This window comes from Marinactinospora rubrisoli (assembly GCF_042664915.1).
Lineage (GTDB): Bacteria > Actinomycetota > Actinomycetes > Streptosporangiales > Streptosporangiaceae > Marinitenerispora > Marinitenerispora rubrisoli.
This window is the reverse complement of the sequence record NZ_JBHTBH010000001.1, coordinates 33,878-57,548: the sequence shown is the minus strand read 5'-3', so window position 1 is coordinate 57,548 and position 23,671 is coordinate 33,878. Positions and strand designations below refer to the sequence as shown.

The window sequence follows — 23,671 nt, the reverse complement described above, 5'->3', positions numbered from 1 at the left end:
GCGACGTCAGGCCCACTCCACGCCGTCCGGCAGCGGATGGCCGGTGGCGCGCAGCTCCGCCAGCAGCTCCACGAAGCGACGTGCCGCCGGTGCGATCCGCCGCCGGGCCGGCAGCACCAGGTCGAGTCGGCGTTCGGCCACCGGCTCGACCGCGACTCCGTCGGCCAGCTCGGCGAAGCTCATCAGGGTCCGTACCAGTGCCGGGACGGCCGAGACGCCCAGCCCGGCCCGTACCAGCCCGGCGACCGCGGCGACGTTGCGCGCCTCGGCGGCGCTCGGCGTTCGGCTTCCGGCCTCGGCGAGGGCGGCGTCGGTGAAGCTCCGGACGCTGGACTCGGGGCCCAGCGCGATGAATCCCGCCTCGGCCAGCTCGTCCCAGCCCACGGTGGAGCGGGCGGCCAGCGGATGGCCGGCGGGCAGCACCGCGTGGAACCGGTCCCGGACGAGCGGGCGGCCGCTGAGCCACTCGGGCAGGCCGTCGGGGATGGTGATGGCGAGATCCGCCTCGCCGTCGGCCATCCGGTCGACCACCGAGCCGGCGTGCGTGTCGATGATGCGCACCCCGATGCCGGGCCGGTGCGCACGGAACGTGGCGATGACGGTGGGCAGCAGTACCGCGGCCACCGACGGCAGTGTCGCGACCGTCACCACCCCGCGCTCGCCGCTGACGAACCGCGCCATCCGCGTCATGCCGGCCCGGTGCGCCGCGAGGATGTCCTCTGCGACGTCGAGGAGTTCGGCCCCCTCCGGTGTGAGCTGGACGTTCCGGGTGTCTCGCTGGAAGAGTTTGGCTCCGAGCAGCCGTTCGATCTCGGCGACGGTGCGGCTCAGCGACGACTGCGCGATGTGCCGCTCCTGTGCGGCGGCGGTGAAACTGCCGCAACGGGCCACCGCGACGAAGGCCGAGAGCTGACGGAGGGACAGATCCATGGCCGAACAGCATAGATACAGTGGCGAGAAGGGTCCGGTGCGCGGCCGGGCACCATGGGAACTGCCGGGCAGACCCAAGGTTCAGGCCCCGCACCGCTAGGGTGCGGGGCCTGTGTCATGGCGGGCCCCGTCCGCCATGACATGAGGTGGAGCCCGGTACCGGGCCGAGCAGAATGGGTACACAGGCTCGGCGACGCGGGATGAACCGCCGGGAGGGACGGTCAGGGAGGGTGTGTCGCGCCGCCGAGCCATTTTTGAGGGGAAGGACGCGAATTCCCCGGCAGGAAGCCGGGGCCACCACGTTCTTCGGGATCCGACCGCAGCGCACGCCCCGTTCGTCACTGCGCGCTACGAGTGCGGAACTCCGTGCTTCAAAATAACAGACACCGTGTCTTATTTCTATTGTGAGTGAGGGCTGTGACGTTCCGCACTGCCTACGCTGCCGACGATCAGCGGCAGCCGGCCCCCGTTTCTCCGGAGACGACCATGACCGATTCCACCCACCGCCAACCGCACGGCCAGCAACCGCCGAAGCGCGAGCGGACCCGCAAACGGATCCTGGACGCCGCCGAGGAGGCGATCCGGGAGAACAGCAACCTGCACGCCCTCGACATGGAGGAGGTGGCCGCCCGGGCCGGGATCGCGCGCTCGGGGCTGTACCGCTATTTCCCCACCAAGGAGGACATGCTCAAGACGCTGATCACCCAGCGCAGCGCCGAACTCCGCTTCGGCGCCCAGCCGCTCGCCGACAACGAGGACCTCGCCCGTTACCTCCAGCGGTCGCTGAGCATGCTGGTGCAGTTCTGGCGGGACCGGCGCGCGATCTACCTGACCGGGCTGGACCTGTCCGACATCGATCGCGACTTCAACCGGCAGTGGAACCAGGAGCTCGTGGACAACTGGACCTCGGCGCTGGTCGGCGTCTACGAACGCGAGGTGGCGGCCGGGCGGGTGACGGCGCCGCTGGCCGACCCCTGGTCCACGGCGGAGTTCCTGACGATGGCGGTGGTCTCGCGGCTGCAGAGCCTCTACCGCGAGACCGACCGGCCCGAACGGGAGGAACTCGTGCTGCAGGCCATGCTGGAGGTGGTCTTCCGCAGCTTCGGCCTGCGGCCACCCGTCCCGGCCGCGTGAGCCACGTGCCACCGGGGCGTAGCGCTCACTCCCGCACGGAGGCGGGCCCCGGAGTCTCCGGTACCCCGAGTTCGGCGAAGATCTTGGTGGCGGCGGCGAGCATCATCGCGGCGTCATCGGGGTCGACGACCTCCGCGGGCAACTGGGCCAGACCGTGCAGGGCGCGCGCCTCGGCGTACCGTTCATGGCGCTCCCGCGCCAGCCGCAGCGCGGAGTCGTGGGCCGAGCGCGCCTGGGGGTAACGCCCCGCCCGGGCGTGCGTGACGGCCAGCTCGTTGAGCACCTCGGCCTCCGCGCTGCGCTGCGCGGTCTCCCGGCCCAGCTCCAGTGCGGTCTGGTGGGCCTGCACCGCCTCGTCGATCCGGCCGAGTTCGCGTAGGACGACCCCGATGTTGTTGCGGGTGTAGGTCTCGCCGGACTGGTCGCCGAGGTCCCGGAAGACGGCGAGGGCCCCGTGCAACTGCTCCAGGGCCGTGGTGAGGTCGCCCGACTGGGCGTTGATCTCACCCAGTATCCGCAGCGCCGCCGCGTGGCAGTCGTCCGGGTGGTCGCTGATGCGCAGGGCGAGCACGGCCTCGCAGTGCTTGCGCGCCTCCTCGAACCGGCCCAGCGCCTGGTCGATGGCGGCGATGTTGCTGCGCTGCCGCTTCTCCAGCTCCCGATCGCCGATCGCCACGGCGTGTTCCAGCACCTCGTCCAGCGCGGCGAGCGCGTCCCGGAAACGGCCCATGCGCTCGTAGACCATGGCCAGGTTCGCGATGGCGCGGATCTCGCCGGTGCGGTCGCCGAGCCGGGCGAAGATGGAGCGCGCCTCGCTGAGCAGCGAGAGCGCGAACTCGAACCGGCCCGAGAGGCAGTGCGCGATCCCCAGGCCGATGAGCGTCACCGCGCTGCCCATGTCGTCACGGTCGGCGCGGCTGGCCTCCAGCGCGCGCTCGTGCGTGCTCAGCCACAGCTCGGTCTGCCCGTGCACGGCGTAGAACCGCCAGAGGGAGTGCGCCAGTTGCCACGCCTGCTTGCCGTTGCCCTGCCCCGCGTAGTAGTCGACCACGGCGGCGAGGTTCTCGCGGTTGACGTCGAACCAGGCGATCGCCTCCGACCAGTTCGACAGGTCGGCCCGGTAGCGGGAGGTCGTGGTGGGGTCGACCTCGTAGTCATGCCCGCGCGAGCCGAGCCATTCGGCGGCCCGTTGCGCGGTGTGCAGGTAGTGGTCGCCGGCGCGGTGCCGGATCACGTCGACGTCCTCGGCCGGGAGATGTTTCAGGGCCTGCTGCCGGGCGTACGCGCCGATCAGGTCGTGGAAGCGGTAGATGTCGACTCCCTGCTCCTCCAGCAGGCACACGCTGACCAGCTCCTGGAGGAGGTCGTCGGCACCGGGGAGGTCGACGTCGAGCAGGGCCGCGGCGCCGTAGAGGTCGATGCTGCCGCCGATCATCAGGCCGAGGCGCAGGAACGCGTCGCGCTGGGGGTCGGTGAGGCTCTGGTAGGAGAGCTCGAAGATCGCCTCGACGCTCTGCCCGTCGGTGCGCAGTTCCTGGAACCTGCGATGCTGCTCGCCGAGCCGCTGCTCCACGTGCGCGAACGTCCAGCGCGGCCGGGTCAGCATGCGTCCGGCGACGATGCGCAGCGCCAGCGGCAACCCGCCGCACAGTCGCGCCACCGCCCGCACCGCCTGGGGTTCGCGCGCGGTGCGCTCCTGTCCGAGCACCGCCCCGAGCAGCGAGACCGAGGCGCCGCTGTCGAGCATCCCCAGCGAGACGTGGTGGGCGCCGCTCAGCCCGGAGAGTTCGTGCCGGCTCGTGATGACGGTGAGGGAGCCCGGGGAGGCGGGCAGCAGCGGGCTGATCTGTGCGAAGGAGCGTGCGTTGTCCAGGAGCAGCAGGACGCGCCGGCCGGCGATGGCGGCCCGCCACAGCGCCGCTCGCTCGGCCACCGTGTCGGGCATCGCCTCGGGCGCGACCCCCACCGCGCGCAACAGCCTGCCCAGGGCGGAGAGCGCACTGATCGGCTCCTGGTCGACCGTGTGGCCGTACAGGTCCACGAACAGCCCGCCGTCGGGGAAGCGTTCGGCCAGGCGGTGCCCGGCGTGAATGGCGAGCGTGGTCTTACCGGCTCCACCGGGTCCGGTGATGACGCACACCTCGGCCTGCTCGCCGCCGGTGGCGCCGATGGCCAGCACACGCTCCAGGTCGGCGTCGCGGCCGGTGAAGTCGGGGATGTCGCGTGGCAGGTCGTTGCGGGGGAGGAAGGATGCGGCCTCGCCGCCGGTCTCCTCGGGCGGGACGGACGGGTCGGTGCTCCGGTCGGCCGCCGCGGGACCGCCCGGGCCGGCGCCGTGCGGATCTCCGTCCGGGCGGCGGGTCCGGGCGCCCGGCCGCCGCCGTGGCGGGCCGTCGGGCTCGGTGTCGCGCAAGATGCGCTGGTGCAGCTCCATCAGCTCGCGGCTGGGGTCGATACCGAGCTGGTCGGCGAGCGTCCGCTGTATCTCGCTGAAGGTGGCCAGCGCCGTGGCCCGCTGCCCGTCGCGGTACAGCGACGCGATGAGCGGCAGGTGCAGGCTCTCGCGCAGCGGGTCCTGCCGGACGAGGGGGGTCAGCCGGGTCACGATGTCGCGGTACCGGCCGAGCTCGAAGCACGCCTCGGCCCAGGCGGCGACCGCCGCCCACTTCTCCTCCAGGAGCGGCAGGCCGAGGGTGTAGTGCAGGTTCTCCGAGCCGGTTCCCGAGAACGGGTCGCCGCGCCAGCAGTCCAGTGCCTCGCCCCACAGCCGCGCGGCATGCTCGGGATCGGTGGAGTCGCGGGCGCGTACGCATAGCCGCCGGAACCGGTGCAGGTCGACGCGCTCGGGATCGACCCGCGCGAGGTAGCCGCCGGCGGTCGTCTCGATCACGCCGGGAAATGCCCGTCGGAGATGCGAAACCTGGACCTGAATGATAGACCGGGCGGTGCGGGGAGGGTCGCCGTCCCAGAGGAAGTCGATGAGCCGGTCGACCGTCACCTCGGTCTCAAGGTGGACCAGCAGCGCTCCCAGGACGCACCGCTGGCGCGGCCCGCCGACGGGGATCGCTTCGCCGTCGCGCCAGGCCGCAATCGGACCCAGGACGCCAAAATCCACAAACGGCACTGTAGCAAGACCATTCGTGGTTTATGAGGAGAAATCCCATACCATTACGCCCGCGCTTTCCTCTGGGAGATCGCGGGCGCAATGGCGGAATTCAATCCGTATGTGGGAGTCCGTCACGTGGGCTCAGGACTACTTCGGCTCGTCGCCGGCTCCTTCGCCCTCCGCCGGCTTCTCGGTCTCCGGCTGCTCCTCCGGGGGCTGGGGCTCGTCCTTGGTCGGACGCAGCTTGGCCGTGGCGGGCGTCGCCCCCGAGACGCCCCACCGCCCGAGTCCTTCCACGATGCGCAGGAACTCGGCGTCCGTACGGCCGTGATCCGAGGCCAGCAGCTGACTCATACACTCTCCCCTGAGTGAATCCACGTTGTGGTGGACGCGGCCGCCGAACACACGGTTTCCCCCCGGGTCCCCCCGGTCCGCGCCCCCACGACCCCGTCTCGGAGAACACACTCCCACCCCCGGCCGACATTCCGCCGTCCGTGCCGGTCGCGGCCCCCGTGGTCTTGCCCCCCGGAACCGGTGCGCCGACCGGGGCCGTTCGATCCGCCACGATCGAGGCGCCCCGGCCGGCCCAACCAGGTCCGGCCAACCGTGACACCCCCGCTGCACCCGAGGTCACGCGGGCACGCAACGGTACTCCGGCGTCACAGTTGCGACCGCCAGACCGGTTTCTTGGGCCGTCCTCCCGCGAACCGGTCTCGCAGAGTGGGTCCGACTCTAGAGACGCGCGCTTCCGATGCGCTTTCAGTGCGCTTACAGCGCCATGCGTCCCCGGCGGCGGGGGTGGGCCCACGGACGAACGGCATCGGTCATCGGCAGTCTGCCCCCTGCCGGCGATTCCACTCACCCGTGAAGTGTCCCGAAGTGGCCGCCCATGTCCGAGATCAATCGGTTACCTCTACACTGCCCACGTGGCACATCACGCGCCGGACCACGAGGTCAGCCCCGGGGATCTCCTGCCCCGGAGCCCGGTCGCACGTGCCGTGCTGGCGGCGGTGTTCGCCGTGGTGGCCTCCGGACTGCTGTTCGTCTTATGGCGCACCGGCGGGTTCGAGCGCGCGCCCGAGGCCCCGCCGCAGCCCGCCGCCGACACCCCCGTCCGCAACGATATGTTCACGCTGACGGTGGAGGAGGCCTCCATCGTGACCAAGGAGGAGTTCGCCGGCACCTCGGAGTGGATCCAGGTGCGCGCGGAACTCACCTCGCACGATCGGTCCCCGGTGCGGGCCTTCGCGGTCGCCGACATGGTGCGCCCGTCCGTGCTGCCCGGCGGCGTCGACGTCGACGACGACGGCCTGGAGATCACGCTGGAGCGCGACCAGGAGTACCCCGTCACCTACCTGCAACCCGAGATGCCCGAGACGGTGCTGCTGCGCTGGCCGCTCCCCGAACGCGTCGGCGCGGCCTCCGACGTCGAGCGGCTGCGGCTGGTCGTCCTCGGCGCCGAGTTCGCCCCCGGCTTCCTGGACCAGAGCTCCTCGTGGCGGGCGACGGAGCAGGAGGTGGCCGACCTCGTCCTGCCGGTGCACGGGAGCTGACCCGATGGCGAACACGTTGGTGCGCCGCGCCGCCACCGCCGTGGGCAGCCTGCTGCTGCTCGCCGGCATCGTCACGGCCAACCGGATGCTGCCCGCCTTCGAGGACGTCACCGCCCCCATCGCCTACCGCGGGTCCGCGCACGAGACGGTGGACGCACAGCGGTTCACCGCCAGGGTGGAGAAGGTGGAGTTCGCGCACGGCATCTCCGACGGGGACGGGAGCGGCGAGGGTGAGGTGCGCACCGCCGACCCGGACAACCGCGCGATCTGGGTGGTGGTCTGGGTGACCATGACGGCCACCGACGCCACCCTCAGCGTCGGTGATCCGGTGCTGCTGGAGACCGGGGACGGCTACGCCTACGCCGCCACCGACCGGCTGTCCAACACCATGAACGCGTTCGCCGGCCGCCTGGACCCGGGGCTGCCCCGCTACGGCGCCTTCGCGTTCGAGGTTCCGCGGGCGCGCCTGGTGGACCCGACGTTACGCGTCTCGGCACGCGAGGGGCTGGACCGCCGGCTGTCGGCAGAGGCCGACGTCCACCTCGGACTGGACGCGGCACGGGTGGACCGCCTGACCGAGGCGGCGGCGGACTCGCTCACGATCGCGCCCGTCAGGTACCGGTAGGGGGCGCAGGATGGACCGACCCGACCACACGACGCGGCGGCCCGGGGAGCCGCCGCGGTTCCTGCCGCCCGGTCCCCCCGCGCCTCCCCCGGACGCCGCGCCTGCGACCTCGCCCAAGGCGGCACGCCGCCCGCGCCGACGCCGTCGCTGGCTGCGCACCCAGCTCCCCTTCGCCCTGTCCCTGCTGGTGCTGCTGCCGCTGGGTATGGGCCTGCCGTGGTGGCTGGAACGCCGCACCCTGCTGGAACAGGGCGCGATGCCGCCGCCCCCGGCCGTGGCCGACGGGTCCAGCGCCGGGCTCGCGGGCAGCGAGTGGGAGTTCCGGGGCGCGGTCACCGGCGAGACCGGGGGCGAGGACCTGCCTGAGGGCGCCGAGCTGGTCGATGCCGTCTTCATCGTGACGCCGGGCGACGGGCAGGCCAGCCGGCTGCTGCTGAACTCCTGCGAGATCCGTGCCGTCGACGGCCGGGGGCGGGTCTGGGACCAGACCTCGGAGTACTCCATGCGCCAGCTTCCCGAGGAGGTCGGGAACACCTCGTTCGGCTGCTCGGACGCCGATGGCGAGGCCATCGGCGTGGACACCGCCCAAGGGCTGGTGGCCACCTTCCTCGTTCCGGAGGACGCGGTCGAGGGGCTGGGGTTCGAGATCCGGGTGGACACGTCCGAGTCGCCGGAGGCGCCGCGGCCGGCGGCGGTGCTGTTCACCGAGTGACCGGGCCCCGCGGCGCGGTGGTCCGCCCGGTCAGGCGGACGGCCCGGCCTCAGCGGCACGCTCCGGCGGGGCGGGCGCCGCGCGGCGGGCCCGGCGGCCGACGCTGTGCCGGCCCAGCCGGCGCAGCGTGATCTCGAACGTCGCGGCGAGCAGGCAGACCCGCAGCACCTCGTGCAGGGCGTCCACCGCGAACTCGATCGGCGTCAGCCACGGCCACCACCAGGCCAGGAACTCGTGCGGGCCGACGAGCCGGTACACGCCGCGTTCCAGCCAGGCGAACCCGAGCTCCAGCAGCCCGTAGTACAGGCAGAAGGACAGGTAGAACACCGGGCTCACCCGCAGGATGAACCGGAACGCGTTGAGGAACGGCGTGTACTTCTCCCGCAGGTCCCGTCCGGCGAACCGGCCGACCCCCCGCACCATCTCCGGCAGGCGGCTCGCCGCCCGCCGCACCCGATCGGCGCGCCCGCCCTTGCGGAACAGCGCCTCGGCGCGGTCGATCTCGGCCCCGAAGACGACCGCCACGATGGTCAGCCACAGCAGGGGCCCGACGAGGCCGTCCTTGAGGTGCGGCCACATCCCGGCCGCCGCGCGCAGCGCCGCCGGGACCGACGTGTCCAGCGGCAGGGAGGAGACCCCGGCGAGCCAGCCAAGGGAGTCCTGGGCGGCCGCGCGCAGTTCCGCCACGACGACGCGCTGGCCCACCCAGTCCACGGCGTCGCCGGTGAGCTGGGCGACGGAGAAGACCGCGAAGAACATCCAGTTGGCCTCGAACAGCGCGGTCAGCACGCCCAGCCATACGTTGCGGGTCCGCGCGTACAGTTTCTCCAGCAGCGACCGGCCGGACAGTGAGACCAGCGCGATGGCCATGGGCAGCCCCATGGCGTCGATGTCGGTGATCCCGGTGTAGCCGACGATGCCGTCGGTGTTGCCGATCGTGATGCTGTACTCGCGGAACTCCTCCACGAACATGCCCCACGCGCTGTAGAAGAGCAGAAAGGGCAGGATCGCCATGGCCACGGCGTCCACCACCCGGCGCTCCCGCTCCGCGAAGCCGCCCGTCCCGCCGGCCGCCCGCCGCCGGGACGGCACGAGTTCGGCGTCCAGGGTGGGCAGCGCCGGCCGCAGCAGATGGAACATCACGATGGTCGTGGTCAGCGTCACCAGGACCGAGACGCTCAGCCCGGCCAGCCCGGCGACCGGGTGGACGCCGTTCAGCCGCACCATGAGCCGGATGAGCAGGTCGTGCAGCGTGGTCCCCGCGGCGTACACGCACAGCAGGAGCGCCCAGTGCCGCCGTGCCAGATCGAGGGCGTACACCGGGACCAGCAGGGCGGATCTTCCCGGCTCACTCGCCACGCAGGCTACCCTTCGCGCGTTCACTCGCCACGGAAGCGACCTTCCCCGCGTTCACTCGCCACGGAGGCGATCTTCTCCACGTTCACTCGCCACGGAGGCGATCTTCTCCACGTTCACTCGCCACGGAGGCTCCCGTCGCCACTCTGACCATCGCCGGCTCAGCTTAGCGCCGGGACCTGCCCTGTCCCAGCCTCGACCCCCGGTCCGGGCTGGCCAGGGAAGGTCACGGACGGCAGTCTTGTTGTCGCTGGACGGGGTGGTCGAGCCGAGAACACCGACGGCGCCGGGGCGCACGCGCCTCGGACCACGGGCGGAGAGGAGCAGCGTGAGCGGAGGGGACGGTAACGGGTGGGTGGTCCTGCCGGACGGCTCCCGCCGGTGGGGCCGGTTCGGCGCCTCGGGGCTGCTGCTGTACGCGGCCGGCGGCCGGGGCGGCGGTCACGTCCTGCTGCAGCATCGGGCGGCGTGGAGCCACCAGGGCGACACCTGGGGGATGCCGGGCGGCGCGCGCGACAGCGGTGAGACGTCCGTCGAGGCGGCGCTGCGGGAGTTCGGGGAGGAGGTCGCCGGCGACCTCGGCCCCGTCATCCTGAACGGCATCCACCGGCTGGATCACGTCGTGTGGAGCTACGACACGGTGCTGGCCCGGCTGCCCGAGCGGCGGCCGTTCGCGCCGGGCAACGCGGAGAGCACCGCCATTCGCTGGGTGGCACTGGAGGAGGTCGCGTCGCTGCCGCTGCTGCCGGCCTTCGGGACGATGTGGCCACGGTTGCGCGCCGCCCTGGCCGAGCGCCTGGTGCTGGTGGTCGACGCCACCGGGTCGGCCACGCATGCACCGAACGGCCAGGACGGAGCGGCCGGGGACGCCGCGACGGCCGCGGGCGCCCGGCGGCTGCGGGACGACCTCGCGGCGCTCGCCGCCGTGGGGCTGGCGGGCGCCGAACTGCCGGCCGGGGCGGCGGGGTCGGCCCTGCACCGCTGGTTCCCGGCCGTCCGCCTAGTGGTGCCGGCCACGGCGGGTACGGGCACCGTCCGCCCGGTCGGGGAGGCGGCCCGGGGTCCCGGGGTCGAGGTCGTCCCCGCCGTGGGGGGACCGGGCGCGACCGTGCTGGAACTGCTCGCCCGGCGCCGCCCGGGCGACCGGGTGCTCGTCGTCGCCGACGATCCCGAGGTGGCCGGCCGCGCGGCGGCGGCCGGTGCGAACGTCGCGCCGCTGTCCTGGCTGCCGCGCCGCGTGGCGTAGTCCCGTCGCGGGGGCGAGCCTGGCCGGGCGCTACGCCAGCAGTTCCCCGCGGGTGACCGTCACCGCGGCACCGCCTATTCGGACCCGGCCCGGCGGGTCCGTGGGCAGGTCCAGCCACAGCCGCCCCGTTCGGGCCGAGCACTGCACCGCCTCGAACGCGCGCCGGCCGAGCCGCTCGGCCCAGTACGGCGCCAGGACGGTGTGCGCGCTGCCGGTGACCGGGTCCTCGGGGACGCCCGCGTTGGGGGCGAAGAACCGCGAGGCGAAGGCGTGCGTGGCGCCGGCCGTCGCGGCGGCGGTGACGATGACCCCACGCTCGGCGAACGCCCCCAGGCCGGGGATGTCCGGGGTCAGCCCGCGCAGGACGGACTCTCCGGCCACCTCGACCAGCAGGTCGCCGGTCCCGCCGAGCGCGGTGCGGACCGGCGGGGCGCCCAGGACGCGTTCCAGTCCTTCGGGGACGTCCGTGGCCACGGGTGGGTGGGCCGGGAAGTCCATCCAGAGCAGTCCGTCCCGGCGCCGCACGGTGAGGACGCCGCTGTGCAGCGTGCGGAACCGGATCGGCCCGGCCGGATCCGCCACCCGCTTCGCCCCCTCCTCGAACAGCACGTGCGCGGCGGCCAGAGTGGCGTGGCCGCACAGCGACACTTCGGTGACCGGAGTGAACCAGCGCAGCTCGTAGTGGGCGCCGGGGTCATCGGCCGGACGCAGGAACGCGGTCTCCGAGAGGTTGAACTCGGCGGCCACCCGCTGCGCCCACGCGGGGTCGTAGCCGCCGTCGAGCACCAGGACGGCGGCCGGGTTGCCCGCGAAGGGGCGATCGGTGAAGGCGTCCACCACGCGAAAGCTCGGCATGCCCGTCACCATAACGAGCGGCCGGGCACCGAACGGTGCACCGGATCGTTGTCAGGGCGGGGGTCCACGAGGGCCCGAAGGAGAACAGCGCGGCCGCGAGAAGTGCCGGACGGCAGGGTCAGGGGTAAGTCAGGGGTGTGCCCTGATGCACCGTGGACGGCGGCCCGGGCATGCTGGCACGGTCGGCGCGGATCCGGCCACGCTGGCAGGCTCACGAGTTGAGGAGCAGACATGACGCTTGAGCGCGGCAACGCATTCACCCCCGTCGCCTCGGCGACGATGATCTGGCCGTGGGGCACGGCGACAGCCGCGGGAGCCGTGCTGGGGGCCGTCGACTTCCTGTTCAGCCTGAACCAGGGCCTGGGCGCGATTCCGAGCGCGCTGGGCACCGCGATCATCGCCTTCGCCCTGGTGGGCGGCGGTGTCGCGCTGCTGGGCAAGAAGGGCGACCGCCGCGCCCGCCGCTACGCCGGGCAGTACCCGTGGCGGTTCGCGATGGTGCCCGCCGCGGTGGGCGGAGCCGGAAGCGCGCTGCTGTCCTTCATCGCCGCCGCGCTCGGCGGATCGTTCGTCCTCGGCCTGTTCGGTGCGATCATGTCCGGCGTGGCCTCGGCCGCGCTGATCTGGGTCATCCTCGGCATCATCGGTATGGTCGCTGGTAACAAGTCCGCCTGACCAGGGCGCCGCCGCCGGCGCCCCGAACACGGAGAACGCCAAGCGCCGTATGTCAACTCAAGCTCGGTCGACCGAGGCTCGTCAGAAGATGATCGAGCGGGTCCGCGGGCTCCTTCGCATGGCGGAGGACCCCGCGGTCACCGACGCCGAGAGCCAGGCGTTCACCGCCAAGGCCGCCGAGCTCATGACCCGGCACGCCATCGCGGAGGCCGAGGCCCGGGCGGAACGCGGTGAGGCGGCGGAGTCCGTCACGCGGCTCGACTTCCCGGTATCCGGCGTCGGCGGGCACGGGAAGGCCCGGGTCAAGGCGCTGGCGGCCATCGCGTCGGCGTACGGCTGCCAGTCGGCCGTCCGCGGCAACACCTCGGCCAACACCGAGCGCACGCTGATCATCGTGGGCACGGTGACGGCGCTCGACTCGCTGCGGGTGCTGCTGCCCTCCATCACCATGCAGATGGAGGCGTCGGCGCGGTACAGCGCCCGCGAACACGTCGCCAACCTCCGGGCGCTGCGCAACTACGACCGCTCGGCGCTGGCCACCGAGCGCAGCCGCTTCTACCGGTCCTTCGTGCGCGCCTACGGTTACGCGGTGGCCGAGCGGATCCGCGAGTTCCGGGCCCGCCTCCGCGAGGATTCCGGTCAGGCCGCCGGGGGCGGCGGGTCCGAGTCGGCCCCCGCCCGCCGTGGAACCGACCTCGTGCTCCGCGACGACGTCGACCGGGTGCAGGACGAGTTCCAGCGCCGGTTCCCGCAACTCCGCCCCACTCGCCCCGAACGCACCCACCACCGGGCCGGGTACCGCGCCGGCTACCTGCGCGGCCGGCGCGCCGAACTGGGCATGGAGACCGCGGTGGGTCAGGGCCGCACCGCGTCACTTCCGGACGGCGACTGACCCGGGCCGCCCATCCGCGTCAGCGGCGAAGGCGAGCGGGACGGTCCGCCCGTCCAGGGCCGCCTCGTCCGTGGACGCTCCCGGGGAGTATCCAAATTTGACTATCCGTCGCTACGTCGTCCATCCTCGATCGGTGCTCAAACTTGGATAACCAAGTTTGAGCCTTCGACTCACGGACAGGTGAGGGGCACCTGCCCGGAACGGAACCGACTGAGCAGGAGGAGCCATGACGATCTTGGTGACCGGGGCGACCGGAAACGTCGGCCGCAGCGTGGTGGACCAGCTTGTGGAGGCGGGACAGCGGGTGCGCGCGCTCACCCGTAACCCCAAGGAGGCGCAGTTGCCGGACGCCGTGGAGGTGGTCCACGGCAACCTCGCCCATATCGACACGCTCCCGGCGGTGTTCGAGGGCGTCGACAGCATGTTCCTGTTCCCGACACCGGTCCTCAACACCGCACCCGCCGTCGTCGACGCCGCCAAACGGGCCGAGGTCCGCCGCATCGTCCTGCTCTCCTCCAGCCGGCCGTTCGAGAGTATCGAGCGCGCGATCGAGGAGTCCGGGCTGGAGTGGACCCATGTGCGGCCGGGCGAGTTCGCGGTGAACAAGCTGGACTACTGGGCGAAGTCCATCCGCGAGGAGGGCGTGGCGCGCATGGCCTACCCCGAGGCGCGCGGGGTGCCGGTGCACGAGGCCGACATCGCCGCGGTCGCGGTGGCGGCGCTGCTCGACGGCCGGCACGCGGGCCGGGTCTACGACGTCACCGGCCCCGAGGCGCTCACCCAGCGCGAGCAGGTGCAGGCCATTTCCGAGGGCATCGGCAAGCCGGTCGAATTCCAGGCGGTGACCCCCGATGAGGCACGCGACTACATGACCGCCCAGGGGTGGCCCCGGGAGATCGCCGACTACTACCTGGCCTACCTGGCCGAGTGGGACGTGCACCCGCCCAAGGCGCTGCGAACGGTCGAGGAGGTCACCGGCCGCCCCGCGCGGACGCTCGCGGAGTGGGCCGCCGACCACGCGGACTCCTTCCGCTGACCGCCCGGCCCCGGCCCGGGCTGGCGGCCCGGGCCGGGGTGACGGCGGATCCCGCCCCTCCCGCGGGTTCCACCGTCACCCGTACCGACGGAGCCGTGGGCGGAGTATGACGCGGATTCCGGAAACTTTTTTCGCGGCCGTCCCCCGGCGGCCCCGCCGGGCGTTCCGCGGCCGTCCGGCGCTCCTTGCGCGGAGTCAGGTGGACGGCGGGCCCCGCCCATGGCGGTATATCGATGTGTCAGCGCGCGGCATCCCCGGTAACCTGCTCACGTGATCGACCTGCGTGCCCTACGGGAAGCCCCCGACCGCTTGCGCGCCTCGCAGCGGGCCCGGGGGGAGGACGCCTCCGTCGTCGACCGGCTGCTCGACCTCGACTCGCGGCGCCGCGCCGCGCTGACCCGGTTCGAGTCGCTGCGCGCCGACCAGAAGAGTGTCGGCCGGTCGGTCTCCCAGGCGTCGCCAGAGGAACGCGAGACGCTGCTGGCCCAGGCCAAGCAGCTCTCGGCCGAGGTCAAGGAGGCCGACGCCGAGGCGGAACGGCTGGCCGCCGAGCTCGACGCGCTGCTCGCCTCGGTGCCCAACATCGTCGAGGAGGGCGCCCCCGAGGGCGGCGTGGACGACTTCCGGGAGATCGCCCGGGTGGGCGCCCCCCGGGACTTCGACTTCACCCCGCGCGACCACCTGGAGCTCGGCGAGATGCTGGGCGCCATCGACACCGAGCGGGGCGCCAAGGTCTCCGGCGCGCGCTTCTACTTCCTCACGGGGGTCGGCGCGCAACTGGAGCTCGCGCTGCTCAACATGGCCATGGCGCGCGCGGCGGCCAACGGGTTCGTCCCGGTCGTCCCGCCGGTGCTGGTCAAGCCCGAGACGATGGAGGGCACCGGGTTCCTCGGCGAGCACGCCGACGAGGTATACCGCCTCCCCTCGGACGACCTCTACCTGGTGGGCACCTCCGAGGTGCCGCTGGCCGGTTTCCACGCCGGCGAGATCCTCGACGCCGACACGCTGCCCTCGCGCTACGCGGGCTGGTCCACCTGCTTCCGCCGTGAGGCGGGCTCCTACGGCAAGGACACCCGGGGGATCATCCGGGTGCACCAGTTCAACAAGGTGGAGATGTTCGTCTTCACCCGCCCCGAGGACGCGCACGAGGAGCATCTGCGCCTGCTCGCCTGGGAGCGGGAGATGCTGGACCTGCTGGATCTGCCCTACCGGGTGGTGGACATCGCCGGCGGCGACCTCGGCACCAGCGCCGCCCGAAAGTACGACTGCGAGGCGTGGGTGCCCTCGCAGGGCCGCTACCGCGAGCTGACCTCGACGTCCAACTGCACCGACTTCCAGGCCCGGCGGCTGAACATCCGCTACCGCGACACCGAGGGCCGGCCGCGGTTCGCGGCCACCCTCAACGGCACCCTCGCCACCACACGGTGGATCGTGGCGATCCTGGAGAACCACCAGCAGGCCGACGGTTCGGTGGTGGTACCCGAGGCGCTCCGTCCGCTCCTGGGCCGGGAGGTACTGGAGCCGGTGCGCCGCTGACCGCCGGAGGCCGTGCGGCCCCCGGACCGGTCCGCCCGGCGCGGACGCGCCGGGCGGACCCGCGCCCTACAGGTAGGGGCCCGACCCGTGCGGCGGCTGCTGCCCCTGTGTGTCCTGCGGGTTCGGCATGCCGGCCGGCAGCGCCTTGCGCATGTTCTCCAGCTGCGCGCGGGCGGCCATCTGCTGCGCGAACAGGGTCGTCTGGATTCCGTGGAACAGGCCCTCCAGCCAGCCGACGAGCTGGGCCTGGGCGATGCGGAGTTCGGCGTCGCTGGGCGTCGTCCCCTCGGTGAAGGGGAGGGAGAGCCGCTCCAGCTCACTGACGAGTTCGGGCGCCAGTCCGTCCTCCAGCTCCTTGATGGAGCTGGCGTGGATCTCCTTGAGCCGGACACGGCTGGCCTCGTCGAGCGGCGCGGCCTTCACCTCGTCCAGGAGCTGCCGGATCATGCTGCCGATCCGCATGACCTTCGCCGGCTGCTCCACCATCTCGGTGACCGGCCGCTCCTCCGGCTCCTGTCCCTCTTCGGCCGAGGAGTCCGACGGCCCGGACGGCATGGCGCCGCCAGGCCCGACGATCAGCACGTGCGGCTGCTCTTCATCGCTGTAACCGTTAGTCATGAATCTCTCACCTAGTGGCTGTAGGGGAACGTCGGAGCACTCGGTCGAGTCCCCGCCTCGGGACGGCGGCATCGCACGGACTCACCTGTTCACCGGGTCCCCCTGGTTCACCTGGTCAGCACGATCTTTCCGACGTGGGCGCTCGACTCCATCACGCGGTGGGCCTCCGCCGCCTGCGGGAGTGGCATCCTGCGATCCACGATAGGGCGCACCGCGCCCTTCTCGACCAGCGGCCACACGTGCTCGGCGACCCCGGCCACGATGGCCGCCTTCTCGGCCGCCGGACGGGACCGGAGCGTGAGGGCCTGCACGGACTGCCGCTTGACCAGCATCCGGCCGAGGTCGATCTCGGCCGTGCGCCCGCCCATGAGCCCGATGATGATCAGCCTGCCGTCCACGTTGAGCGAGCGCAGGTTCCGGTCGAGGTAGCCGCCGCCCATGATGTCGAGGATGACGTCGGCGCCCGCTCCGCCGGTCTCCTCCCGGACGCGCTTCACGAAGTCCTCCGCACGGTAGTTGATGCCGACGTCGGCGCCGAGCTCCGCGCAGCGCGCCAGCTTCTCCGGGCTTCCGGCGGTGGTGAGCACCCGGGCGCCGCGCGCCTTGGCGAGCTGGATGGCGAACGTGCCGATGCCGCTGCCCCCTCCGTGCACCAGCAGCGTCTCCCCGGAACGCAGGCCACCGGCCATGAAAACGGTGGACCACACCGTGCACGCCGCCTCGGGCAGCGCCGCCGCCTCGACGGCGTCCAGGCCGGAGGGCACCCGGAGCAACTGGCCGGCCGGCACCGCCACGCGCTCGGCGTAGCCGCCGCCGCTGAGCAGGGCGCACACCTCGTCGCCGGCCCGCCAGCCGGTTTCCGCGGTGCCGGGCCCCAGCGCGACGATGCGGCCGGCGCATTCCAGCCCCGGGTACTCGGGAGCGCCGGGCGGCGGGGGATAGCTTCCCAGGCGCTGCATGACGTCGGCGCGGTTGACGGCCGTGGCCGCCACCTCCACCAGGACCTCTCCGGTCGACGGGACGGGGTCGGGGACCTCACGCCAGCTCAGGACGTCGGGGCCGCCGGGCTCGGTGATGACTGTCGCACGCATGACAGCACGCTACCCATCCGGCTCCGCCGCGCCACGGCCGCGCCCGGGGCGCGGCCGTGCGGGGCCGGGGCGGGCCGTGCCCGCCGAACGGCGTCCGCGGTCCGCCGCCGGGCCCGGATCGCGACGGCGATCTGTCCGATCCGCGCCGGATTACCGTCCTGTCGGTTTTGCTGGACGATAGCTTTGACGTTGTTGACTCGGGCGGGCGGAACTCGCCACGCTGGGTGCCCGGTATGGACTCCCGCTCGTCGTCCACCGGCCCCCATTCGACGTCGATGGTGTCGGTTTCGTGATGCACTCCCGGAGGAGAACCACGGTGGCACACACAGAGCACGACGGTTCGGAGAACGGCAGCCGGCCTCCGCTGCGCGAGCACGGGGACCGTCCGGGCGAGGGGCCCGACCGCGCCGCGCCGCCCTCGCCCGCCGACCAGTGGTTCGGCGGGGACGTCACGGACTTTCCTGACTTCCCGGCCACTCCCGCCCCGCCGCCGCCCCCGTACGCCCGGCCGCCGGCGCCGGCCACTCCCCCCGGCGGCCACCCCCAGGCGTTCCCCGAGTACGCCATGCCGCCCGGCGACATCACGCCGGACGGACGGCCGGCACCGCCCCGGCCCTGGGCGGCCGGCGCCGCCAGTGGCCCCCAGCCCGTCCCACCACCCGAGGCCGCACCGGCGCCCCCGGCTCCGCCCGCCTTCCCCGCCCGGCCGGCGGCGGCCGACGACGTTCCCGAGCCCGAGCCGCTTCCCCCACTGGACCCGCCGCACCCGCCGGCCGGCGGACCCCCGCCCTCCGCCTGGGCACCTGCCGGACCGCCCGCGCAGCCGGGACCGCCGCCACAGCGGTTCGAGCGGCTACCGACCGGGCAGCCCAGCTACCGGCGGCCCGAGGACGACCACCACGACCCGGCCCGGGTCCGGGAGACCTCCGACGCGCTGCGCGCCGAGACGCTGGTGCGCAGCAGGCGGCAGCCACCGTCCTCGGGATGGCGCCGGATCGTGCACTCCGCGACGTTCGGCCTGGTGCACCCCGGCGAGTCGCCGAACGAGCTGCGCCGCCGTGAACTGGTCGCCCGAGTGCAGACCCAGGTCGCCGGCGGGCACCACCGCGTGGCCGTGCTCAGCCTGAAGGGCGGCGTGGGCAAGACCACCACCACCGTGGCGCTCGGAGCGACCCTGGCCAGCCTGCGCGGCGACCGTGTACTCGCCGTGGACGCCAACCCCGACCGCGGCACGCTCTCGGACAAGGTGCGGCTGGAGACCTCGGCCACGATCCGGGACCTGCTGAACGAGAAGGACCTCGTCCAGCGCTACGCCGACATCCGCGGGTTCACCTCGCAGTCGGAGAGCAGGCTGGAGATCCTCGCCTCCGACCGCGACCCCGCGGTGTCGGAGGCGTTCAGCGAGGACGACTACCGCGAGGTGTCACGGCTCCTCGAACACTTCTACTCGATCTGCCTCACCGACTGCGGCACCGGGCTGCTGCACTCGGCCATGCGCGGCGTGCTGGGCCTCGCCGACCAGATCGTGCTGGTGTCCAGCCCGTCGGTGGACGGCGCCCGCAGCGCCAGCGCCACCCTGGACTGGCTCGACGCCCACGAGTACGGCTACCTGGTGCGCGGCGCCGTCGTGGTGCTCTCCATGGTGCGCCCGGGCGGACGCAGCAGCGTGGACCTGGACCGGCTGGAGGAGCACTTCGCCAGCCGCTGCCGGGCCGTGGTGCGGGTGCCGTGGGACTCCCACCTGGAGGAGGGCGCCGAGGTCGATCTGGACCGGATGCACCCCGCCACCCGGGACGCCTACCTGCAGCTCGCCGCCACCGTTGGCGAGGCGTTCGCCTGGCCGCGGTGACGCGGCGCCCGCCGCGCGCGAGGCGACAACCGGGGGCCGTGCCCTGCACAATGCATCCCGGACCCATCTGAGGCGTACCAGGAATGTGACAGCAACGTGACGATGATCATCAGTCAGCGGATCGCCGAGGAGCTCGGCGTCCGGGAGCACCAGGTGGCGGCGGCCGTCGAGCTGCTCGACGGCGGGGCCACGGTGCCCTTCGTCGCCCGCTACCGCAAGGAGGCGACCGGCGCGCTCGACGACACCCAGCTCCGTCAGCTTGAGGAGCGGCTGCGCTACCTACGGGAGCTGGAGGAACGGCGCACGGCGGTGCTGGACTCGATCCGCGCCCAGGGCAAACTCGACGACGCCCTTGAGGCGCGGATCCTGGCAGCCGACTCCAAGGCTCGCCTGGAGGACATCTACCTCCCGTACAAGCCCAAGCGCCGGACCAAGGCGCAGGTCGCCCGCGAGGCGGGGCTGGAACCGCTGGCCGACCGCCTGATCGCCGACCCCACCCTGGACCCGCGGGCGGAGGCGGCCCCGTTCGCCGACCCCGAGAAGGGCGTGGCCGACGCCGCGGCCGCCCTGGACGGCGCGCGCGCCATCCTCGTCGAACGGTTCGCCGAGGACGCCGACCTCATCGGCGAACTCCGGGAGCTGATGTGGCGGCGTGGCCGGCTGGTCTCGCGGGTGCGCGAGGGGCAGGAGGAGGCCGGCGCCAAGTTCGCCGACTACTTCGACTTCGCGGAGCCCTTCACCGACCTCCCCTCGCACCGCGTGCTGGCGATGTTCCGCGGCCAGAAGGACGAGGTGCTCGACCTCACGCTGGAACCGGAGGAGGAGTCCGCGTCCGGATCGCCGCGGGTGGGCCCCACCGACTATGAGCGGCGGATCGCGGAACGCTTCGCCATCTCCGACTCCGGCCGCCCCGGCGACCGCTGGCTGCTGGACACCGTCCGCTGGGCGTGGCGCACCCGCATCCTGGTCCGCCTCGACGGCGACCTCCGCATGCGGCTGTGGCAGGCCGCCGAGGACGCTGCGGTCGAGGTGTTCGCCGCCAACCTGCGCGACCTGCTGCTCGCCGCCCCGGCGGGCGCCCGCCCGACCATGGGGCTCGACCCGGGCTTCCGCACCGGCGTGAAGGTCGCGGTGGTCGACGCCACCGGCAAGGTGGTGGCGACCGAGACCATCTACCCGCACGAACCGCGCCGCCGCTGGGACGAGTCGATCGAGACCCTCGCCCGGCTGGCCCGCGCGCACCGGGTGGAACTCGTGGCGATCGGCAACGGCACCGCCTCCCGGGAGACGGACCGGCTCGCCGGTGACCTGATCCGGCTCCACCCCGACCTCGGCCTCACCAAGATCGTGGTGTCCGAGGCCGGCGCCTCCGTCTACTCGGCCTCCGCCTACGCCGCCCAGGAGCTGCCCGAGCTGGACGTGTCGCTGCGCGGCGCGGTATCGATCGCGCGACGGCTGCAGGACCCGCTGGCCGAGCTGGTGAAGATCGACCCCAAGTCGATCGGGGTCGGCCAGTACCAGCACGACCTCGCCGAGACGAAGCTGTCGCGCTCCCTCGACGCGGTGGTGGAGGACTGCGTGAACGGTGTCGGCGTGGACGTCAACACCGCCTCGGCGCCGCTGCTGACCAGGGTCTCCGGCATCAGCGCGGGGCTGGCGCACAACATCGTGCTGCACCGCGACGCCCACGGCCCGTTCCGTTCCCGTTCCGCGTTGAAGGAGGTGCCCCGGCTCGGCCCGAAGGCGTTCGAGCAGTGCGCCGGCTTCCTGCGCGTTCCCGGGGGCGACGACCCGCTGGACACCTCCAGCGTGCACCCTGAGGCCTACCCGGTGGTCCGCCGCATCCTGGCGGCCACCGGCGGCGACATCCGGCGGCTCATCGGCGACACCACGACGCTGCGCGCGCTGCGGCCGGCGGAGTTCGTCGATGACACGTTCGGCCTGCCGACGGTCACCGACATCCTGCGGGAGCTGGAGAAGCCCGGCCGTGACCCCCGCCCGGCGTTCCGGACCGCGGCGTTCAAGGACGGCGTGGACAAGATCGGCGACCTGGTGCGCGGAATGGTGCTGGAGGGCGTCGTCACCAACGTGGCCGCGTTCGGCGCGTTCGTCGACGTCGGCGTGCACCAGGACGGCCTGGTGCACGTCTCGGCGATGTCGAAGAACTTCGTCAAGGACCCCCGTGACGTGGTGAAGCCGGGCGACATCGTGCGCGTGAAGGTGCTCGACGTCGACATCCCGCGCAAGCGCATCTCGCTGACGCTGCGGCTCGACGACGAACTGCCGCCCGAGGGGGGCGAGGCACCGCAGCGCTCCGGCGGCGGCCGGCGCGACCGCGGCGGAGCGCAGCGCGGCGGTGGGGGGCGCCAGGGCCGCGGCCGGCCCGCCGAGAGCCCGGGCGGGGCGATGGCCGACGCTCTGCGCCGCGCGGGGCTGGACCGTGGCCTGGACGGTTCGCGGGGCGGCTCGGGGCGGAAGGGCCGCTGAGAGGCCTCGGCGCCGTCATGACAGCGGGGCTCGCTCCCGGCAGGGCTGCCGGGAGCGAGCCCCGCGTGCAGGCGGAGGGTGTGGGATTTGAACCCACGAGGCCGGGGCTACCGACCTAGCGCTTTTCAAGAGCGCCGCACTCGGCCGCTATGCGAACCCTCCCCGGGGATCTCGCCGATCCCGAGTGCGATCGTAGCCGACCCCGCCCGCCCCCGTGTCCGTCCGGACGCGGGCCGTCCGGACGGGCGGCGTGGCGTGCCGAATCCGGCGCCTGTGGAAAACCCCGGAAACGTCGGTACGGCTGGGTACGGTGTCGGTATCCGGGAGACCGGATCCGACCACTGGAGGCTGGCGTGAAGTTCCGTGTTGACCGCGACGCGTTCGCCGAGGCGGTGGCCTGGACCGCGCGTGCGCTCCCCGCGCGCCCTGCCGTGCCCGTCCTCGCCGGAATGCGCCTGGACATTCCCGACCCCGCCACCGGACGGCTGCGGCTGTCCAGCTTCGACTACGAGGTCTCCGCGCGGGCCGCCGTCGACGTCGACGTCGAGGAGCCCGGCGGTGTGCTCGTCTCCGGCCGGCTCCTCGCCGAGATCGCCCGCAATCTTCCGCCGCACCCGGTCGAGGTCACCTCCGACGGCTCACGGGTACTCGTCACCTGCGGTGCCGCCCGGTTCACCCTGCTGACGCTCCCCCTGGAGGACTACCCCCAACTTCCCGGCATGCCACGGGTCACCGGGTCGGTCGGCGGCGACGCCTTCGGCACCGCGGTCCGCCAGGTGGCGCCGGCCGCCAGCCGCGACGACACGCTGCCGATGCTCACCGGCGTCAACCTCGCCTTCTCCGGCGATTCGCTCACCCTGGCCGCCACCGACCGCTACCGCATCGCGGTCCGCGAGCTGTGGTGGCGTTCGGCGCATCCCGGCCTGACCACCTCCGCCCTGGTCCCGGCGCGCACGTTGATCGAGACCGCGCGCTCGCTGGTGCCGGGGTCCAACGTCGACGTCGCGCTGTCCACGGTGAGCGCCGAGAGCCCGGCGCGCGGTGAGGGCATGATCGGTTTCGAGACGGGCGGCCGCCGCACCACCACCCGCCTGATCGACAGCGAGTTCATCAAGTACGACTCACGGTTCCCCACCGACTTCGCGGCCCGCGCCGAGGTCCGCACGGCTCCGCTGACGGAGGCGGTCAAGCGGGTGGCGCTGGTCGCCGACCGCACCACTCCGTTGCGGCTGTCGTTCACCCGGGGCGAGGTCGTGCTGGAGGCCGGCTCCGGTGACGACGCCCAGGCGCTGGAGGCGCTGGAGGCCGAGTACGAGGGCGACGACATCCGCGTCGCCTTCAGCCCGGGTTATCTGCTGGACGGCCTGGGCGGAGTCGAGAGCGAGACCGCGTTGCTGAACTTCACCGCACCCACCAAGCCGGTGGTCATCTCCGGTGTCCCCTCCGAGGAGGGCGGCCGGCCGGACTTCCGCTACCTGGTCATGCCGCTGCGCGTCGGCTGACGCACCCGGGGTCCCGGCTCAGTCCGGCCAGCCCTCCGCGCTCTCGACCTCTTCCTCGATCAACGGGCGCAGCTCGTAGTGCAGGGTGCGGTACCGCAGCAGCCGGTGCGAGATCGGCACCGCCCAGCGCTGCATCACCGGTTGCCGCATGCCGAGCACCCGGGCGGCGTGCCGCGCCTCCGCGCCGTCGAGCAGCCGGGCGGCCGCGCGGACCGGTTTGCCGGTGGGCGCGCCGCGGACGGTGCACGGCCGCAGATCCACCACCGGGTGGTGCCGGATGCGGGCGGCGTCGTCGGAGTCCTCCCAGCTACGGAAGAGCACACGGTCGCCGTCCACGGCGATGCGCACAGGGGTGTTGACGGCGCTGACGCCGTCGCTGAGGTAGGTCGTCAGCAGGGCGATCTTGTGGTGCTTGAACGAACTGAGGATCGTAGCCGCGGACATCCTCGTCCTCCGTGTCGGGTGAGC

The 23,671-nt window shown here is 73.0% G+C and carries 20 protein-coding genes and 1 tRNA gene; 12 read left to right on the top strand and 9 right to left on the bottom strand.

Features of this window, described 5'->3' with window-relative positions; translation table 11 throughout:
• Nucleotides 1–6 precede the first annotated feature (6 nt).
• Nucleotides 7–930, bottom strand: coding sequence for a LysR family transcriptional regulator (locus ACFQRF_RS00295; protein ID WP_379867948.1), 924 nt, complete (start codon nucleotides 928–930; stop codon nucleotides 7–9).
• 486 nt (nucleotides 931–1,416) lie between these two features.
• On the opposite strand from ACFQRF_RS00295, the gene ACFQRF_RS00290 reads away from it, so the two are divergent.
• The gene (locus tag ACFQRF_RS00290) at nucleotides 1,417–2,064 is read left to right on the top strand and encodes a TetR/AcrR family transcriptional regulator (RefSeq protein ID WP_379867947.1); all 648 of its coding nucleotides are present in this window, start codon (nucleotides 1,417–1,419) and stop codon (nucleotides 2,062–2,064) included.
• Nucleotides 2,065–2,089: 25 nt separating this feature from the next.
• Here ACFQRF_RS00290 and ACFQRF_RS00285 read toward each other — a convergent pair whose 3' ends face one another.
• Together ACFQRF_RS00285 and ACFQRF_RS00280 are read right to left on the bottom strand one after the other, a co-directional pair.
• Nucleotides 2,090–5,179 (bottom strand): AfsR/SARP family transcriptional regulator, encoded by a 3,090-nt coding sequence (locus tag ACFQRF_RS00285; protein ID WP_379867946.1) that lies wholly within the window; start codon nucleotides 5,177–5,179, stop codon nucleotides 2,090–2,092.
• Between the two features lie 138 nt (nucleotides 5,180–5,317).
• Nucleotides 5,318–5,524 carry a hypothetical protein gene (locus tag ACFQRF_RS00280; RefSeq protein WP_379867945.1) on the bottom strand — a complete coding sequence of 69 codons (207 nt, stop codon included), beginning with the start codon at nucleotides 5,522–5,524 and terminating at the stop codon, nucleotides 5,318–5,320.
• 572 nt (nucleotides 5,525–6,096) lie between these two features.
• On the opposite strand from ACFQRF_RS00280, the gene ACFQRF_RS00275 reads away from it, so the two are divergent.
• Genes ACFQRF_RS00275 through ACFQRF_RS00265 form a run of 3 tightly spaced genes read left to right on the top strand, consistent with a single transcriptional unit; the run spans nucleotide 6,097 to nucleotide 8,060 of the window.
• Complete coding sequence (locus tag ACFQRF_RS00275) at nucleotides 6,097–6,723, top strand: hypothetical protein (RefSeq protein ID WP_379867944.1); 627 nt, start codon at nucleotides 6,097–6,099, stop codon at nucleotides 6,721–6,723.
• 4 nt (nucleotides 6,724–6,727) lie between these two features.
• Entirely contained in the window at nucleotides 6,728–7,348 is a 621-nt protein-coding gene (locus ACFQRF_RS00270; RefSeq protein ID WP_379867943.1) for a DUF4352 domain-containing protein, read from the top strand.
• Between the two features lie 10 nt (nucleotides 7,349–7,358).
• Nucleotides 7,359–8,060 (top strand): hypothetical protein, encoded by a 702-nt coding sequence (locus ACFQRF_RS00265; RefSeq protein WP_379867942.1) that lies wholly within the window; start codon nucleotides 7,359–7,361, stop codon nucleotides 8,058–8,060.
• 30 nt (nucleotides 8,061–8,090) lie between these two features.
• On the opposite strand, the gene ACFQRF_RS00260 is transcribed toward ACFQRF_RS00265, so the two are convergent.
• Nucleotides 8,091–9,419, bottom strand: a complete 1,329-nt coding sequence (locus ACFQRF_RS00260; protein WP_379867941.1) for a hypothetical protein — start codon at nucleotides 9,417–9,419, stop codon at nucleotides 8,091–8,093.
• A gap of 325 nt (nucleotides 9,420–9,744) precedes the next feature.
• Here ACFQRF_RS00260 and ACFQRF_RS00255 point away from each other — a divergent pair, with 325 nt between their 5' ends.
• A complete protein-coding gene (locus tag ACFQRF_RS00255; RefSeq protein WP_379867940.1) occupies nucleotides 9,745–10,662 on the top strand; it encodes an NUDIX hydrolase in 918 nt (305 codons plus the stop codon).
• A 30-nt stretch (nucleotides 10,663–10,692) separates the two neighbouring features.
• Here the strand turns inward: ACFQRF_RS00255 and ACFQRF_RS00250 are convergent, their stop codons facing one another.
• Entirely contained in the window at nucleotides 10,693–11,517 is an 825-nt protein-coding gene (locus ACFQRF_RS00250; protein ID WP_379867939.1) for a PhzF family phenazine biosynthesis protein, read from the bottom strand.
• 231 nt (nucleotides 11,518–11,748) lie between these two features.
• On the opposite strand from ACFQRF_RS00250, the gene ACFQRF_RS00245 reads away from it, so the two are divergent.
• The 4 genes from ACFQRF_RS00245 to serS all read left to right on the top strand — a co-directional run bounded on the left by ACFQRF_RS00245 (nucleotide 11,749) and on the right by serS (nucleotide 15,656).
• The gene (locus ACFQRF_RS00245) at nucleotides 11,749–12,192 is read left to right on the top strand and encodes a hypothetical protein (RefSeq protein WP_379867938.1); all 444 of its coding nucleotides are present in this window, start codon (nucleotides 11,749–11,751) and stop codon (nucleotides 12,190–12,192) included.
• Nucleotides 12,193–12,280: 88 nt separating this feature from the next.
• Nucleotides 12,281–13,084, top strand: a complete 804-nt coding sequence (locus ACFQRF_RS00240) for a DUF2786 domain-containing protein (RefSeq protein ID WP_379867937.1) — start codon at nucleotides 12,281–12,283, stop codon at nucleotides 13,082–13,084.
• A 226-nt stretch (nucleotides 13,085–13,310) separates the two neighbouring features.
• The gene (locus tag ACFQRF_RS00235) at nucleotides 13,311–14,120 is read left to right on the top strand and encodes an NmrA family NAD(P)-binding protein (protein ID WP_379867936.1); all 810 of its coding nucleotides are present in this window, start codon (nucleotides 13,311–13,313) and stop codon (nucleotides 14,118–14,120) included.
• 270 nt (nucleotides 14,121–14,390) lie between these two features.
• The gene (gene serS / locus ACFQRF_RS00230; RefSeq protein WP_379867935.1) at nucleotides 14,391–15,656 is read left to right on the top strand and encodes a serine--tRNA ligase; all 1,266 of its coding nucleotides are present in this window, start codon (nucleotides 14,391–14,393) and stop codon (nucleotides 15,654–15,656) included.
• 66 nt (nucleotides 15,657–15,722) lie between these two features.
• On the opposite strand, the gene ACFQRF_RS00225 is transcribed toward serS, so the two are convergent.
• The gene (locus ACFQRF_RS00225) at nucleotides 15,723–16,274 is read right to left on the bottom strand and encodes a bacterial proteasome activator family protein (RefSeq protein WP_379867934.1); all 552 of its coding nucleotides are present in this window, start codon (nucleotides 16,272–16,274) and stop codon (nucleotides 15,723–15,725) included.
• Nucleotides 16,275–16,381: 107 nt separating this feature from the next.
• Nucleotides 16,382–17,365: an NAD(P)H-quinone oxidoreductase gene (locus ACFQRF_RS00220; RefSeq protein WP_379867933.1), complete on the bottom strand. Its 984-nt coding sequence runs from the start codon at nucleotides 17,363–17,365 to the stop codon at nucleotides 16,382–16,384.
• Nucleotides 17,366–17,681: 316 nt separating this feature from the next.
• On the opposite strand from ACFQRF_RS00220, the gene ACFQRF_RS00215 reads away from it, so the two are divergent.
• Nucleotides 17,682–19,214 carry a nucleotide-binding protein gene (locus ACFQRF_RS00215; protein WP_379867932.1) on the top strand — a complete coding sequence of 511 codons (1,533 nt, stop codon included), beginning with the start codon at nucleotides 17,682–17,684 and terminating at the stop codon, nucleotides 19,212–19,214.
• 96 nt (nucleotides 19,215–19,310) lie between these two features.
• Complete coding sequence (locus ACFQRF_RS00210) at nucleotides 19,311–21,701, top strand: Tex family protein (protein WP_379867931.1); 2,391 nt, start codon at nucleotides 19,311–19,313, stop codon at nucleotides 21,699–21,701.
• A gap of 72 nt (nucleotides 21,702–21,773) precedes the next feature.
• Here the strand turns inward: ACFQRF_RS00210 and ACFQRF_RS00205 are convergent.
• Nucleotides 21,774–21,863 (bottom strand) — tRNA-Ser (locus tag ACFQRF_RS00205).
• A 191-nt stretch (nucleotides 21,864–22,054) separates the two neighbouring features.
• Here ACFQRF_RS00205 and dnaN point away from each other — a divergent pair.
• A complete protein-coding gene (gene dnaN, locus ACFQRF_RS00200) occupies nucleotides 22,055–23,203 on the top strand; it encodes a DNA polymerase III subunit beta (RefSeq protein WP_379867930.1) in 1,149 nt (382 codons plus the stop codon).
• An 18-nt stretch (nucleotides 23,204–23,221) separates the two neighbouring features.
• Here dnaN and ACFQRF_RS00195 read toward each other — a convergent pair whose 3' ends face one another.
• Nucleotides 23,222–23,647: a PPOX class F420-dependent oxidoreductase gene (locus ACFQRF_RS00195; protein WP_379867929.1), complete on the bottom strand. Its 426-nt coding sequence runs from the start codon at nucleotides 23,645–23,647 to the stop codon at nucleotides 23,222–23,224.
• Nucleotides 23,648–23,671 lie beyond the last annotated feature (24 nt).